This is a genomic window from Lelliottia nimipressuralis (genome assembly GCF_004402045.1).
Lineage (GTDB): Bacteria > Pseudomonadota > Gammaproteobacteria > Enterobacterales > Enterobacteriaceae > Enterobacter > Enterobacter chinensis.
Genome location: NZ_SOMG01000030.1, coordinates 670,960 through 686,531, shown reverse-complemented (window position 1 = coordinate 686,531; position 15,572 = coordinate 670,960). Strand labels below are relative to the sequence as shown.

Here is a 15,572-nt window from a genome sequence, read left to right as displayed (position 1 = left end):
GCTAACCCAGCGGCCTGGCCTCCTGTATGAACTCAATCAGAAGGCGGAGCCCGGTCGGCAGTTGCCGACGGCTTGAATAATAGATATGAAAACCTTCCTCGAGCGGGGACCATTCCGTAAGCACCAGGCGGAGCCGCCCATCCTTCACATAGGGTGCAACAAGAGGCTCCGGAAAATACATCAGGCCGGCCCCGCCTAATACGGCCACAAGGCCCGTTTCAGCCTGGTTGACCGTCATTGAGCCTGGCACAGTGATTTGGTACGTTTCGCCGTCTCGCTCAAGTTCCCAGCGATAAATCCGATCGTCGCCGAGACGATTGCTTATACAGCGATGGTGTAACAAATCATCAGGATGCTCAGGTATTCCGTAACGTTCCAGGTAGTCGGGGGATGCTGCGATAACCCAGCGAATATCTGCAGATAAACGCCGGGCAACCATGTCTTCCGGGACGGTGCCACCATATCGGATACCGGCATCAAAGCCAGCATCAGTGACGTCAACCATACGGTTGCTGGCCACAATATCGATTTCAATATCGGGATAGCGATCCATAAAAGCGGGCATGACCGGCGCAAGCAAAAGATTGGCCGCTTCAACGGCAGCATTGATGCGGATACGTCCGGTAGGGGTATTACGATACCGGTTAAGCGATTCAAGCGCGCCTTCTATCATGTCGAAAGGCTGAAGGACAGACTGAACCAGTTCTTGACCTGCTGCCGTAGGTGTAACGCTCTTGGTCGTGCGATTAAGGAGGCGAACCCCGAGCCGGGTTTCCAGTCCCTTCAGGGCATGACTAAGCGCTGATGCACTGACACCTAATTCAATCGCCGCACGGCTGAAACTGCGATGACGTGCAATAGCCATGAAATAAATGAGATCGGCTACATCAGCTCTGCTTATTTGCATACAGAATAGTTTTCCTTTTGCGGCGTTAAGGCGCGAATGCGTTGATAAGGAAATGATATACACCATAGACCGACCAGGGCTAATCGGTTGCTGAATTTTTTTCACAAGTTCATCCACTCATCTCCTCTTACTGAACACGTTGTGCTTCGTTATTCTTGAAAATTATGCGCTCTGGCCGCTGGCCAGAGCGGAACATTCACATAATTTCATTCCTTTTCACACCAGTGACCTGGAATAAGTTATCTGGGAGACCCGGCAACGCCGGGCCAGGGTAGGGTATTAACAGTTCAGTATTGCTGAAGGCGGCGTAAGTGAAGGTGGCGTATCCGGAAGCGGGGGAATGATCCCGTCAACGGGGTGCGGCAGATAGCATGCCTCAAGTTCCGTGATTTCTGCATCGCTAAGTGAAAAGTCCAGCGCGCTGATAGCCGTGGAAAGATGTTCTGGTTTCGTCGCGCCGATGATAGGTGCTGTGATGACCGTTTTTGATAATAACCAGGCAATTGCAATATAAGCTCTTGGCACATCGTGCTTTTCGGCAATTTTAGCAACAACATCAATAACGGGCTTATCCAGAAGGGCTGCGTTCTCATACATTTTTAACGCAAAGGCATCGTTTTGCGTTCGTCGGGACGTGACACTCCAGTCGCGCGTAAGCCTGCCGCGTGCCATCGGACTCCAGGGGATCACACCAACGCCCAGGTCTTCACACAGGGGCAGCATCTCGCGCTCTTCTTCCCGGTAAAGCAGGTTGTATTGCGGTTGCATCGTGATAAATCGGGTCCAGCCGTTACGCTCAGCAGTATGCTGCATTTTTGCAAAGCGCCAGGCTTCCATAGAAGATGCGCCGATATAACGTACTTTTCCTGCTTTAACGAGGTCATGCAAAGCCTCCATGGTCTCTTCAACAGGCGTGGAGTGGTCAAAGCGGTGAATCTGAAAGAGATCCACATAATCCATACCTAAGCGTATCAGACTATCGTCAATAGACTGAAAAATGGCCTTGCGGGAAAGAAATCCTGTATTGGGCGAGTTACGCCACGGAAAGAAGGTCTTTGTCGCCACAACGATCTCGTCGCGTCTGGCCATTTCTCTCAGCGCCTTTCCTGTAATTTCTTCTGAACTTCCGCCCGAGTAGATATTCGCGGTATCAAAAAAATTAATGCCAGCTTCAAGCGCCTGACGAATGAGCGGACGTGACGCCTTTTCATCCAGGGACCAGGGTTGAGGCAGACGTTCAGGTTCACCATAGCTCATACAACCGAGACAAAGACGGGAGACTTTCAAACCGCTACGACCCAGATTCACATACTTCATTCTGTGTTCCTTCTTTTATTGCCAGCCATTCTGTATGTGACAGGGTATTGCACCGACATGAAGGGAACCAGCATGCGCCATCGAATGGTGTTGTGAGTTTTTTTCACAAATAGTGGAGCCGGATATGGCGGGTGAAACCGTGACCCTGAAAACCCGCAGGTGACTTTGCGGGTTTTTATTCCAGCCGCAAAAAAAGGTCGACAAATCAAAGTTTAAATATTTATATAATTAAGTTTTGATTAATGAATAGATTAACCATTAACGATTGCTTAATTGTTAATTTAAAACAAAAACGTTTTTTTTGCCTTTTTTCTGGATGAGGTGGTATTTATTCTGATAATAATTAATCACTTGAGGTTTTGTTCTGAATTGTGAGACTGATGCCGTTATTGATGCTTTGTTTTTGTCATTAAGTGGCGCATTGCACTATATAATCCATAGGGCAGTGAAATGAAATTCCGTATTATTAAAGTCAGTTGCGGGAAGTGATTGCACCACCCATATTTAAGAACGTTCTGATTGCCAGTTATTGCACTAACCAAAATATAAAATATATCACAAGCAGCTTCTGCAAGATTGAAGCTGGCAGGGTTTTTGTTGACAAATCTGTATGGAAATAAATGGATCCCAGAAACCATTTCAAAATAGATGGGGCGAACTCCGAAAAGCCAAATGAGTAGGATGACTAATGTCGAGGCAATATCATGTCGAATCAAGAGACTATTGTTGGTGGCTGGACGGCTTATCATACGTTGACCGAAAAAGATTGGCAGGTATTTAAAGAAGCCATGGCGGGATTTGTTGGTGTAACGTATGAGCCGCAGGCCGTCTCAACGCAGTTAGTGGCCGGGACAAATTATCGTTTCAAGTGCCTTGCTTCAATTCCGCCTGCTTTGGTGGTGTGGGAATCTATTGTTGAAATCTTCCAGCCTTTGCAGGGTGCTCCACATATTGTCGGAATCACCAGAATCTGAATTTTCAATTAATACTGTGTCAATGCGTGATTTAGGAAAACATTCCAGACTCTGACGGTCTTTTCTTAAATAAGTCCTTTTTATTAACCTGGTTTTTCTTTAATGCATTTATTGACGGATGTCGTGAGCTTAAAGCACGATTTCCTTGGTTTGAAATGACCTGATTGACCACGGACAATATGTTTTATATTTAACTGAGCTCAAAGAGTTCACTCCGATCTTAGTAACAGAAAGGGCATTTAATAATGTTAAATCATATTCTACAGGCTGGCACCAATCCGTCGATTAACAGTAATAACATGAAAGCGAGCGCTGATGCCTCAACCACGGCCGCCGTGATTATTCAAAACTATGTCGGCACTATTTTAACACAGGCCGATCTCTCCCTACCGGATATATTACCCGATCTACCGGAACATCAGGCAAAGGCCAGAGACCATGCCACATCCTGGCGTGATGTCATACAGCCGCAAATGATCTCAACCAATACGGATATTGTGAGCTTCTCTAACAATTTTGATTCCTATTATGATCCTTTGGTTAAGCTGGCGGTAAAAATACAGCAAAACCCTTCGGACACAGCATCAATTAATACTTTTAAACTGGGTGTTCAGCAACTTCAGGCGCTGGTCGCTCAAAAACAAACCGCTACGCATACCGTGGTTAATTCAGTGGGCGGTTTCCAGACCACGCTTGCCGAAGATGCCCGCAATTTCGCCAGTGATTTTACTACGGCAGAAGCGACATTAGCCGGTAAAGACGGACAAATTGCCGCACTGGGCAAACAAATCGACGCTATTAATTCCGCCATGAGTAAAGACTTGACTATGATTGCAGCGGGTTCAACCGCCGCAGTGGTAGGAGGATTAATGATTGCCGTGGGGGCACTGGCGGAAATTGCGACCGCAGGTGTCAGTACCGCACTGATTGTCGGTGGATTGGTAGTCGTCGGGGCCGGTGCTGGTGTTGCCATTGCCGGGGGAGTTGACTATGCCAAGCAAACCAGCGCGCTCAGCACGGCCATTACGACCAAAACAAAACTACAACAACAGTATTCTGCCACCAAAAACGTGAATACGATTGTTCAGAACCTTTCGGGCCAGGCATCCGCTGCGGTTCAGGCCGCGGGTTCTTTACTGGCAGGTTGGCAGACGCTTGAACAGGACTTTATTGTCTTCCAGTCGGCGCTGACCAGCGCGACCCCCGATTTAGGCTATTTCCTGATCGCGCAACTCAATGCGGCGAAAGCGGACTGGGATGATGTTGGTAATCATGCCCGTAAACTATTGGATTATGGTTCTTTACCGGTCAGCAACGCATCGGTCACCAGCGGTGGGATCCTGTTGCCTAACCCAACGGCGACGTTTGCACGGCTGGCTGCTGCATAGCGTTCATCAAACATCAATCAGGCCCGTGAGGGTCTGATTGTTTTAACAGACTAACCGGACGCATCGTTTCACGATGATGCCAATAAGAGACCCTTGTCTAAGGTTCAGAGTATGCCAGCATTGAAAGTCAGCTTTACTCAGGCATTAACGGCTCAACAAAATGTGCGTCAACAGATGACGCAGGTTGCACAACAATTAGAACAGCTTCCGCCCATTAACGATCCGCAGATCTCCGACCTGAATGGAAATATTCTCTCCGTCCACAATCATGCGAATTATTATCTGTCTGACATTGTGGTGAAAATGGATTCGTTGTATTCCGAGGTTATCAAATTTGGTGGCGAGCTGGATTCTACGGTTGCCAACATCCGTTCTGAATTAAATGGTCCTGACGGACAGGAATATCTCACAAAAGCTCAGGGGCAGATTAAGCAATTACTCTCCGATAGCGCGCCGCTATCCGCCTCTCTGAATGATTTCAATGGGGTAGTTATTTCCTTTAATAATGACATTACGACCGACTCAAGGAACTTGCTAGCCGATCAGCAAAGGGCGCAACAGTTATTAGCTGCCGATCGGGCAAGGTTAGAGGCTCTTAACGCTCAGCTGAATGCGCTGAATGCTGAACTTGAAAGTAAAAAGAGGATGGAAATTATCATCGGCATTTTTACTCTTGGGATTGGCGCCGCCATTATGGAATTAACAGGCTATGTGCAAAGCACGGAGCGGGCGATTGGTCAGGCGCAACAGGAAACGGGGATACTTTATCAGGAAATAGGACAACTCGGCGCCACCAGTGATGCACTGAACGCATTGACCAAAGGAACCGCTATTTTGTGTGGCCTGACACAATCTCTTCAATATGGTTGGCAAACCGTGACGGCCGAGCTGTCGGAGGTTACCCAACAACAGGTGACTGCGGATTTTCTTATAGTCTCCGTTAATACCGTGCAGGCGAACTGGCAGGAAGTGATGCGCACCGTTGAGCAATTGCAGTAAGGCAAAAACCAATTAACGACTTTGAGGTTTTCATTATGATCATGCAAGCCATTGCAGCTGCGAAAAATGATACTGAATCATCATCAACCAATGCCTTAATGACAGGTATTCAGGGCATCGGTGCTTCATCGATTGCTCAACAGACTTATGCGAGCACTGTATTATGTCAACCCAACATTCATTTAGATATTTTACCTGATCTTCCTGCACAGCAGGCTATTGCGCGCGATCAGGCGCAGGAATGGTTGTCCTCGATTAATCCGGCGGCCATCTCTTCTCTGGTGAATGTGCGTAATTTTTCGAATCAGGTGGGGGCTTATGTCGATGCACTTCTTCCGGCGGCTCAAAAATATGACATGGGGGATAAAAGCCAGCTTCCTTATATCCAGCAGGGCATCCAGCAGCTACTTTCTCTTGCTCAGAAAAACGTCACTTCCACGGGGGTGTTTGTCGATAACGTCCAGGTTTATGTGAATGGGATCAACAGCAGTCAGAGCACATTTAAAGCGGCTAAAGAAACCGTGCAGACGCAAATTACCGGTGATAAAGGGGAAATATCGGCACTACGGCAGAAGCTAAACGATCTGAATAAACAGATGGATGCAGATATTGTGCAGATTTCGGCGGGAGCGGTGAGCGACATTATAGGGATCGGCATGATTGTCATTGCGGCCACAACAATTATCGAAACCGGTGGGGCAACGCAAACGCTTCTGGCTGCGGGTATTACCCTGGTCGCGGGCGGAACGCTGGCGATGACTATAAGCTCTGCCGATATCGTCAAAGCGCAAAAAGAGTACAGCACAACGTTGACGAATCTCGTCGGGCTTGAATTGGAGGTTGCTGTTTTTGACACGGTTTATAACCAGTTGACGGCCAGTGAAAGACTTTCTCAGTCTGCCATTGATGCCGCTAAGCTGCTGGTCAACGGATGGCAGACCGTTGCTGATAGCTACCAGCAAACGCTGGCCGACCTGCAGCAGAGTTCAAAAGGGTATCTGGCACTGAGGCTGAGCGCGATGAAACGCCAGTGGCAACAGCTAGGCGAGCAGGCGGGAAGCGTGATGCAGTTAGGGCCGCTGCCTTTCAATACTGTTCCCGCAAATGAACTGAAGTCGAGTGCATGACAAGCGAAGATTAATATTTGGCTGCTGCTGCCCGGCAACCGCCGGGCAGACAGGCTTTTTAGAACAGATACCGTCTGTTCAACGTCAGACTGGGGCGTAAAACCTAAATTTCCCCCTCGATGCTGAGCCTGGTCTTCAGCGGACCAGATGTATCGGAAAAACAGAATTCGCGTTCGTAGCAGGCGTCGCAACTTGGGGAGCGGCAAATAAGCTCGCCAGCGGAATGCAGGCAGCGCTGACGATAAAAAAACTTTTTCCAGCGCATATTTTCACTATTCATTTCTACCAGCAGAGGAAAACAGTCGCTCATTAATTCGCGTAACTCCTGACGCGAACTTAACCCCAGATCCTGCCACAGGTGATTAAACGCCAGCGAAACACTGGCGATAATGTTGTGCATCGGTGCCGCATCCGGCGCCATATATCCCGCCAGCCACTGCGCCAGTTGTTGCTGTTCGTCGCAGCGGGTGGCATTCAGCTCGCTCATCAGCTTTTGGCGCAGCAAACAATCGGCGGGCATCGGCTGCGTGGGGGGGGCGAACTGCACCTGTAGGGCATCCCATTCGGTCACCTGCAGGCCCATCATCAACGGATAACAGCCTTCTCCGTGTGCATAGAGCCACAGTAAACGCCGCAGCCAGTCGTGAACAGGCATCATGCCACCCCCTGTGACGTAGGTTCGGACGGCACATTTTTCCGCCACTGCTGCCACCAGCCGGTCAGCGCCTCGTTAACCGGTTGCCAGGCAAGATCGACGCAGGGTTGAATGCCGCGCGCTTCCAGCTTTTGCCATGGCGCGTAACCGATACGGGCGCAAAATACTGCTTTCACATCGGCCAGCAGATCGAGAACCGCGGCCATACGCGCGTCGCTGTCCTGCGGTTCGCAGTTGTCGCTTCCCTGACAAAACTTCGGCGTAAAACGTTCGTTCACCAGCACCGCGCCCGCCGCCGACAGGCTGTAAATGCGAAAGCGATCGGCATGACCAAAGTGGCAATCAATCGTATCGCCACGTATGGAGGCGACCGCCACCAGACAGGCATCCGGCTCTTCCGATTCGCCGCGCGTGGCAATGCTGGCATGCAACTGCGCCCGGCGGTAAAGCGTTGGCAACCACGGCTGCGGCGACTCTTCAACCGGCGTCAGGGCAAACTGCTGGCTGCGATCTTCTCCGAGCATGCCAATCGCATCAGCGCGGCACTGCTGGCAGTGCGTCATCTGCGGCATCACCTCGGCGCAGCGCTCGCGCACCTGGGCTACCATCTGCGCATCCGGCTCCGGCTGTCCATTCAGGCCAAACACCGTACCGTGCTCCGGGCGAGCGATCAGCGGCATAATATTGTGAATAAAGGCACCGCTGGCGCGAAGTTCACGGCTGACATCGCTCAGGACGCCATCGTTGATGCCGGGGATCAATACCGAGTTGATCTTCACCAGTACGCCTTTCGCCGTCAGGCGACGCACACCTTCAAGCTGGCGGGCAATCAGGATCTCACCGGCTTCACGCCCGCTGTAACGTTCACCGTCCAGCCATAGCCAGGCGTAGATTTGCGCCGCGATATCGGCATCCAGCGTATTGATCGTCACGGTGACATGGTCAACGCCAACATTTACCAGTCTCTCTACCGCATCCGGTAGCATCAGCCCGTTGGTTGAGAGGCAAAGTTTCAGGTCGGGGAGCTGTTCTCGCACCATTTCCAGAGTGGTGAATGTACGTTGGATATTGGCCAGCGGGTCGCCAGGCCCGGCGATACCAACTACGGATAATTGCGGGATCGCCGCGGCTACATGGCGAACTTTGGCTACCGCCTGTTCCGGCGTCAGCAGGGATGACGAGACACCGGGGCGCGATTCATTACTGCAATCAAATTTGCGGTTGCAGTAGTTACATTGCAAGTTACAGGCAGGCGCGACCGGTAGATGTATACGGGCATAGCGGTGATGACCGTTTTGCGAGTAGCAGGGGTGCGACGCTACCTTACCGGCAACGACGTCAGATAAAGGCTCGCGCTGCCCGGTGTGACAGCGTGAACCACCAGCGGCGGATAAGCAGGAAGTCATGGGCGTACCTTGGTTGTGTGGTCATAACCTCCTGCTGCAAAAGCCGTACCGTTTCTCCTTAATGTAACTTACTGAAAATTAAAATTAAAAATTCACCGCGTCGTCGTCTGTTTGTCGAGTTTGTGGCGTTTGGCCGACAATGTGCCGAATGTCACAAAACCTGCGCTACAATCTCGGCATGGCAATGTCCATTGTCTGAATACGATAGGCCACCTGGCGCGGGGTCATTCCCAGCAGGCGCGCGGCTTTTGCCTGTACCCAACCGGCTTTCTCCAGCGCGGCGATCAATCTTTGTCGCTCATCGAGATTCTGATCGAGCCAGCTCTCTTCGCGCGGCGCACTGGTCTGTGGCGGTTTTGGCAGATTTTCCCTGTGGTGAAACAAAATCACGTCGCGATCGATTAGCCCGCTTTCCGACATGACCGCCGATCGCTCAAGGCAGTTTTCCAGTTCACGCACGTTTCCAGGCCAGCTGTAGCTCATCAACAAACGGATCGCGCCATCGCTGATGCGCAGCGTGCGGTTCTGGTTTTGCGCGATTTTGCGCACCAGAAAATGCGCCAGCTCGACGATGTCCTCCTGACGCTCGCGGAGCGGGGGCAGGGAGATCGGCATCACATTAAGGCGATAGTAGAGATCTTCGCGAAAATTCCCCAGCCGCACTTCCTCCTCCAGATTACGGTTGGTGGCGGCAATGATCCGTACATTCACCCGCAACGTTTCGTCGCCGCCGACGCGTTCCATTTCGCCTTCCTGCAAGATACGCAGCAATTTCGCCTGAAACGAGGCGCTACTTTCGCCGATCTCATCAAGAAACAGCGTACCGCCATCCGCCAGTTCGAAGCGGCCTTTGCGCTGGCGCACCGCGCCGGTAAATGCGCCTTTTTCATGACCGAAGAGTTCACTCTCCAGAAGCGTATCGGGCAGCGCCGCGCAGTTGAATTTGACAAACGGCGCGGCGGCGCGCGGTGAATTGTGGTGGATAGCGTTGGCTATCAGCTCTTTACCGGTTCCGCTTTCGCCACGCACCAGCACGGTGGTGTCCCAGCGTGATACCTGGCGAATAATTTCCAGCGTCTGACGCATAGCCGCGCTTTTACCGACCATGTTTTCAAAGCCAAACGCTCGCGAAGAGGCGCACCCACGCTGGCCGGCAATCTGCGCGGCAGCAGCACGGGGTGGAGACGCGACGCTGGGTGGTGTCATCAGGCGAACGGTTTGCGCCACCAGATTGGCGACGGTTTCAAGAAAACGCGTGCAGGCGGGCAGCCGCTCCTCGTAACGCGCCATCGGCTGGGCGGCCAGCACGCCGATAGGCTGCGAGTTTGGCCCCATCAGCGGCACGGCGATAAACGGCAAGCTGTAATCATACAATCCCAGGCGATCGAGAAAACGCCGATCGTCGGAGACACAGGGCAGCACCAGCGACTGTCCCTGCGACAGCACCGTGCCTACCAGCCCTTCGCCCGGACGGTAGCGAATCTGTGAACTGCCGGGAATTAACTGCTGATCGGCCTCATGCAAGGCTTCAATGGAAAGGATCGCTTGCTTACTGTCGTACAGACAGATCATCCCGTGCTGCATAAAGGCATCGTTGTGCAGCACGCACAGCACTTCCTGTAGCGTCTGCCCGATCTCCGTCGCCCGGCTTAACACCACACTGATACGCTGCATGGCTGTAAACTGTTGGGAGAGGTCAAAGCGCCAGACGGTTGTACCCGACTCGGTTCGCTGAGTCATAGTGAGCCTCCTGTCAGCGAGTAAAATAATGGGAAACGCAGGATCAGACAGGTGCCTCCCTGAGGGCGTGAGGTCAGTTCTATTGCGCCTCGATGGTGGGCGACCAGCGTCTGGATCAGCCGCAGCTCCATGCCTTTACCGGGCGCATTGAGTGCATCGGGTGAATGGGTGTAGCGCACCTGAATCAGCGGCACATTGTCGTTTAAATAGAACGACAATGTGCCGCTCTCTTCGCGGGCGTAAAGTTGAGTCTGTACCGTGAAATCACGTAGCTCCGCGGCAATATCCAGGGTTCTGTCGAGCCACAGGCTCAGGCAGGCAAGCAGTTGTGTTCGCTGGCCAAAGCCCACCAGGTCGGGGGATTCCAGCTCAATTTGCAGGTTTTCGCCCTGGTTATATCGGGTGTGATACAGGGCACGCAGATCGTCAAGGAACGGCTGGAGCGGCCAGACTGCCGGGCTTTCCAGTTCCAGCGACGGGCGGCAGCGCTGCAACCGCGCCATCGCTTCTTCGCCTTCACGCCATGCGGCATCCAGCGCCAGATTGCTATGCTCGTCGCCATTTAAGCGGCGTGCGGCGGCCAGCATATTAATTGGGCAATTGAGTTGTACCAGCGCGGCGTCCAGCGATTCGCGGATCGCCGCCAGCAATTTACCGCTGGTTATCTGCTGCTTCAGACGATCAAGACGCCCCTGCTCCTGCTGTTGCTGCTGCTGGGTATTATCGGTGATCACCACCAGCGTGCGCGGCACGGCGCTATCAATAAAGTAGCGGCCTGCTTCTTCGCTGACGCCCGGCAGCGCCCAACAGGTAACGGACAACCAGCGCACGGTGCCGCGCAGCACTACCGGCAGTACCAGGCCCTGCGCCAGCTCCGCCTTATGGGCGGCAAAATTGATTTCGGTGAGCAGTTCTTTACCGCCGCAATCGGCGCAAAAGGTTTTGTAGGCGAGGTTATCCATCACTACCCGATCGCGTTCATCCACCACCACAACCGCCGCCGGAATGTTATTCAAGACGGCTTCGGTCAGCGTCATATGATTGCGCAGCCGTTGTTCCAGCGCGTAGCTGGTGCTGATGTCGCGCTGCATGGCCAGGTAATGTTCGAGTTTGCCGAACGCATTAAACAGTGGGGTGATGTCGATTTCCACCAGAAACAGGCTGCCGTCGCGGCGACGATTGATCAGTTGTCCGCGCCACGGACGGTGTTGCAGCAGGGTGTGCCACATATCCTGGTAGATTTCACGCGGCGTCTGCTTACTGGCAAGCAGGCGCGGGTTTTGCTGCAACAACTCTTCCAGTTCATACCCCGACTGGCGACAAAACGCGGGGTTGGCGTAGAGAATGTGGGCATCGGCATCGGTCAGTGAAATCGCGACGGGCGCCTGTTCAACCATGGTGAAAAACAACCCGGGATGCTGTTGTGAGAGCGCTCCGGCGATCTCGGCGGGCGCGGTGGCGTCCATCATCATATTCAGGGTCATCACAAACTCCTGTGGTCAACATGGAAATGTCGCAGTTATGACAATTTGTGCCACCTGTCGACTTTCGTCCGAACATAAACGGACGCTCATTAACCATGCAAAGGGTGCGCCTTTGGCCCGCATTACTCGCCGTAAGATTGATCCAGATCCCTGTTTGCTGCCGATTTTTAGCCTTTTGCCCTCGGGTTGTGCGCGGCAGCGACCAATCGGTCGGGTAAAGAAGCGCCGCCCTGGTGCATAACAGACCAATACGGTGCAGTTATTGCACGGAAAAAAACTGGCACAGCCTTCGCAATATCTTTTGTGGTAGCCGCCTGTTCAGGGCGGATTCATACTTTTTCTCACAGGAGCACGCGATGGCTAACATTGGAATTTTTTTCGGTACCGATACGGGCAAAACGCGCAAGATTGCCAAAATGATCCACCAAAAAATGGGTGCGGCGGCCGATGCGCCGGTGAATATCAACCGTACCGATCTCGACACGTTTCTTTCCTATCCGGTACTGCTTCTGGGAACGCCGACGCTCGGCGACGGGCAACTGCCAGGGCTGGATGCGGGATGTGAGGAGGCGTCATGGGGAGAGTTTGTCGCTCAGCTTGATAGTCACAGCCTGAGCGGCAAAACCGTGGCGCTGTTCGGTCTTGGCGATCAGGTGGGTTACCCGGATAACTTTGTCAGCGGCCTGCGCCCGCTGTATGACGCGCTGAAAAACAGCGGGGCGCAGATTGTCGGCCACTGGCCGAATGAAGGGTATGAATTCAATGCCTCATCGGCGCTGGAAGCGGATAAATTTGTCGGCTTAGCGATCGATCAGGACAATCAGTATGACCTGACCGACGAGCGCCTGGATGCCTGGCTGGAAACGCTTAAGCCGGTGTTTTTATAAATGATATGGCCGGGTAACACTGTGTTTACCCGGCATTGTTGTTCTGAGGGTGAAATTACCCCATCTCCACGCTACGGGTTAACGTCGCCAGCCACTGGCGCTGGTACTGCTGCTGGTTTTGGCGAACCAAATAGCTTCGTGCTTTTTCCAGCGCCTCCGCCTGCGGCATCGGCGCAGCGTCACGGATCGCTTCGCACCATATCAGATGCCAGCCGAGGCGGGTTTCGATAGGGGCGCTGAGGCCATTCTCCGCCAGCGCAAACAACGCGGCGTCGAGTTCGGGATAGAGCACCCCTTGGCTTATCCAGCCCAGACGTCCGCCTTCCAGCGCGCTGGGGCAGTGGGAGTAGCGCTGTGCCAGCCGGGCAAAGTGCTGGCGCGAGACGCTAATGTCCTGATGAAAACAGCGGATCTGGCGCTGCACTGCGGCATCGTCATTATCGACCGTCAGTAACAGGTGAGATGTCAGCCGCTGCGGCGGGCGCGTAAACTGCGCCTGATGTTTCTGATACCAGGCCAGCACGTGTAAATCGTCCGGCAGCGGGGCGCGCGCGGCAATCTCGGCGAACTGCCACTCCATGCGGGCATGATGTCGGACCACTGTCTGCCGCTCGTCAGCAGAAAAATGCCCGCCATCCAGCCAGCTTGCCAGCGAGGTTGCGACACTCTGCAGCACGCTATCCGGCAGGGGGGCACCGGCGGCAACTTCTACCACAGCCTGTTCCAGTTGGCACTGGCGGGTGAAGGCATCGTCAAACGCGGTTTGCCGATCGGCAGGAATGTGTTCCGGCTCGCACTGCCAGCGCGTTATCGCCAGCCGCCGCCGGGCGAAGCGTTGCCACGGTGTCATACGTCGTCCTCCAGCAGGATCATGGCGCTGGAGGGCACCTGAAACCAGCGCCCGGAAAACGTGACGGTATAATCATTTCCACCTTCGCCCTGGTTTGTTCCTTCAATACGGCCATGTTCTCCGGCGGCGATCGCCACTTCGCCATTTACCGACAGCGCGTGGCGACAGGCAACCCGATCGCCATACTGAAACTGCCCGGCGTGCCACGGCACGGAAAGTGGCAGTAGCTCCTGCTCGCGGCAGCCAACCACCAAATCATCATCGAGAAAATGTACCTGATAGATAATCTGATCCATCAAAAACGTGCCCCATTCACGGATAAAACCGGTACTACCGCGACGAACCAGCAGGTCGCCGCGCGCAAAGCCGCGCATGGTGCCGTCATTGCGAATGGCACGGGTAACGCGCACCTCTTCGCCAAAATCGAATTTTTGTCTCATGGAGTACGCTCCGGAAGGTAGTGCTGATAGCTCTCCGTCAGCAACCGGCGCGCCAGCAACCACGGGGCGCGGGGTACCTCTTCAAGCATATTGCACAGCGGTACGTTTTGCCGCAGCCGCTGGTGAAACTCCCGCAGCACAGGCAGGCAGCAGTGGCGCAGCACCAGTGGGTCATACGGCACGCTAAAGAATTCAAAAAAGGACTCGGCGGTATCGAGCTCATCCACGCCGGGAATTTGATAAAACCACTCCATCGTCAGCCCCTCGCAAAGTGTGCGGATTCTCCGCACAGCGCATCGTAAATTGCCACCAACTCATCCTCTTTCGGCGAGCGTTTCCAGCGCTCGGCAAAGCGGCGGATCGCTGGCAGCAGCAGATCGATTTGCAGGTTATCGAGGTGATACCCCATGCGGGCGAAGACGCCATCTACCGCCTGGCGACCGGAGTGTTTGCCCAGCACCAGCCGGTACTCGCGCCCCATCAGCGCCGGATCAATCGCCTGATAACTTTCGCGATCGCGCAGCAGCGCGGCAACATGAACACCGGACTCATGGGTGAACACCTGCGAACCTACCAGCGGTTGCTGCGGATCAATCGCCCGCTGTGTCGCGTCGGCCACGGTCTGGCACAGGGACGGCAGGCGTGTAAAATCAACGCCGCAATCCCGTTGCAGGCAGCGGCTCAGGCTCAGCGCAACGGTTTCCAGCGCGGCATTGCCTGCGCGTTCGCCCAGCCCGAGCACTGTCGTGTTGACGCTGGAGGCTCCGGCGCGCACCGCCGCCAGCGTATTTGCGGTCGCCAGCCCCAGATCGTTGTGGGCGTGCATTTCGATTTCACCCGGCCAGTATTCGGCAAGCGCCCGAATACGGGTGGTGGTGGTAAAGGGATCGAGCAGGCCGAGAGTGTCGGCGAAACGCAGCCGTTTCGCGCCCGCCTCGCGGGCAATATCGGCAATCTGGTTCAGCGTCCGATCGCTGGCGCGTGAGGCATCCTCACAGCCGACACAGACCTGCATGCCCAGCGTCCGCGCTTGTACAATCAGCGAGCCCAGTTTATCGAGCAACTGTGGCAGCGGTTCGCGCAGCTTGTACTGGCGCAGCTTATCCGAAGCGGGCAGGGAGATATCCACCCAGTCCATACCAAGATCCGCGCTCTGGTGGATCTCATCGCGGTTCATCCGACACCAGGACATCAGCGTTGCAGCGGGTAAATGCCGGCGCACCTGCAAAATGCGCTGGCGCTCCTCGTCGCCCATCGCTGGCGTACCAACTTCGAGCGCGGTAATGCCCGCCGCAAACAGCGCCTCGGCGATGGCGATTTTCTCACTGGCGAGAAACGCGACACCCGGACTCTGTTCGCCGTCACGCAGAGTGGTGTCGTTGATAAGCACATTCATGC

The 15,572-nt window shown here is 54.0% G+C and carries 15 protein-coding genes; 5 read left to right on the top strand and 10 right to left on the bottom strand.

The genetic code is table 11. The features are described from left to right. Position 1: 1 nt before the first annotated feature. Both E3U32_RS20945 and E3U32_RS20940 read right to left on the bottom strand, forming a co-directional pair. Complete coding sequence (locus E3U32_RS20945; RefSeq protein WP_134350765.1) at positions 2–907, bottom strand: LysR family transcriptional regulator; 906 nt, start codon at positions 905–907, stop codon at positions 2–4. 279 nt (positions 908–1,186) lie between these two features. Then, on the bottom strand, positions 1,187–2,224 hold the full coding sequence (locus E3U32_RS20940) for an aldo/keto reductase (RefSeq protein WP_134350335.1): 1,038 nt from the start codon (positions 2,222–2,224) through the stop codon (positions 1,187–1,189). A gap of 704 nt (positions 2,225–2,928) precedes the next feature. Here E3U32_RS20940 and E3U32_RS20935 point away from each other — a divergent pair. From E3U32_RS20935 to E3U32_RS20920, 4 genes are all read left to right on the top strand, one after another. Beyond that, positions 2,929–3,198, top strand: a complete 270-nt coding sequence (locus E3U32_RS20935; protein WP_024908520.1) for a hypothetical protein — start codon at positions 2,929–2,931, stop codon at positions 3,196–3,198. Positions 3,199–3,443: 245 nt separating this feature from the next. After that, the gene (locus tag E3U32_RS20930) at positions 3,444–4,586 is read left to right on the top strand and encodes an HBL/NHE enterotoxin family protein (protein WP_134350334.1); all 1,143 of its coding nucleotides are present in this window, start codon (positions 3,444–3,446) and stop codon (positions 4,584–4,586) included. Between the two features lie 111 nt (positions 4,587–4,697). Then, on the top strand, positions 4,698–5,585 hold the full coding sequence (locus tag E3U32_RS20925; RefSeq protein WP_134350333.1) for a hypothetical protein: 888 nt from the start codon (positions 4,698–4,700) through the stop codon (positions 5,583–5,585). A gap of 35 nt (positions 5,586–5,620) precedes the next feature. After that, a complete protein-coding gene (locus tag E3U32_RS20920; RefSeq protein ID WP_134350332.1) occupies positions 5,621–6,712 on the top strand; it encodes an HBL/NHE enterotoxin family protein in 1,092 nt (363 codons plus the stop codon). A 103-nt stretch (positions 6,713–6,815) separates the two neighbouring features. Here E3U32_RS20920 and E3U32_RS20915 read toward each other — a convergent pair whose 3' ends face one another. The 4 genes from E3U32_RS20915 to nifL all read right to left on the bottom strand — a co-directional run bounded on the left by E3U32_RS20915 (position 6,816) and on the right by nifL (position 11,997). After that, on the bottom strand, positions 6,816–7,370 hold the full coding sequence (locus E3U32_RS20915) for a nitrogen fixation protein NifQ (protein ID WP_435659353.1): 555 nt from the start codon (positions 7,368–7,370) through the stop codon (positions 6,816–6,818). Further along, positions 7,367–8,773: a nitrogenase cofactor biosynthesis protein NifB gene (gene nifB, locus E3U32_RS20910; protein ID WP_134350331.1), complete on the bottom strand. Its 1,407-nt coding sequence runs from the start codon at positions 8,771–8,773 to the stop codon at positions 7,367–7,369. The genes E3U32_RS20915 and nifB overlap by 4 nt, the downstream gene beginning before the upstream one ends. A 165-nt stretch (positions 8,774–8,938) precedes the next feature. Beyond that, entirely contained in the window at positions 8,939–10,513 is a 1,575-nt protein-coding gene (gene nifA / locus E3U32_RS20905) for a nif-specific transcriptional activator NifA (protein ID WP_134350330.1), read from the bottom strand. Then, complete coding sequence (gene nifL, locus E3U32_RS20900) at positions 10,510–11,997, bottom strand: nitrogen fixation negative regulator NifL (RefSeq protein WP_134350329.1); 1,488 nt, start codon at positions 11,995–11,997, stop codon at positions 10,510–10,512. The genes nifA and nifL overlap by 4 nt, the downstream gene beginning before the upstream one ends. Before the next feature lie 356 nt (positions 11,998–12,353). Between nifL and E3U32_RS20895 the strand changes: the two genes are divergently transcribed. Then, positions 12,354–12,884, top strand: coding sequence for a flavodoxin (locus E3U32_RS20895; protein WP_134350328.1), 531 nt, complete (start codon positions 12,354–12,356; stop codon positions 12,882–12,884). A 55-nt stretch (positions 12,885–12,939) separates the two neighbouring features. Here E3U32_RS20895 and nifM read toward each other — a convergent pair whose 3' ends face one another. The 4 genes from nifM to nifV are packed head-to-tail and all read right to left on the bottom strand — an operon-like array spanning position 12,940 to position 15,570. After that, positions 12,940–13,734, bottom strand: a complete 795-nt coding sequence (gene nifM / locus E3U32_RS20890; protein WP_134350327.1) for a nitrogen fixation protein NifM — start codon at positions 13,732–13,734, stop codon at positions 12,940–12,942. Next, positions 13,731–14,174 carry a nitrogen fixation protein NifZ gene (locus E3U32_RS20885; protein WP_134350326.1) on the bottom strand — a complete coding sequence of 148 codons (444 nt, stop codon included), beginning with the start codon at positions 14,172–14,174 and terminating at the stop codon, positions 13,731–13,733. Before E3U32_RS20885 ends, nifM begins: the two co-directional genes overlap by 4 nt. Next, positions 14,171–14,428, bottom strand: a complete 258-nt coding sequence (locus tag E3U32_RS20880) for a nitrogenase-stabilizing/protective protein NifW (protein ID WP_134350325.1) — start codon at positions 14,426–14,428, stop codon at positions 14,171–14,173. Before E3U32_RS20880 ends, E3U32_RS20885 begins: the two co-directional genes overlap by 4 nt. A gap of 2 nt (positions 14,429–14,430) precedes the next feature. After that, a complete protein-coding gene (gene nifV / locus E3U32_RS20875) occupies positions 14,431–15,570 on the bottom strand; it encodes a homocitrate synthase (protein WP_134350324.1) in 1,140 nt (379 codons plus the stop codon). Between the last annotated feature and the right edge of the window lie 2 nt (positions 15,571–15,572).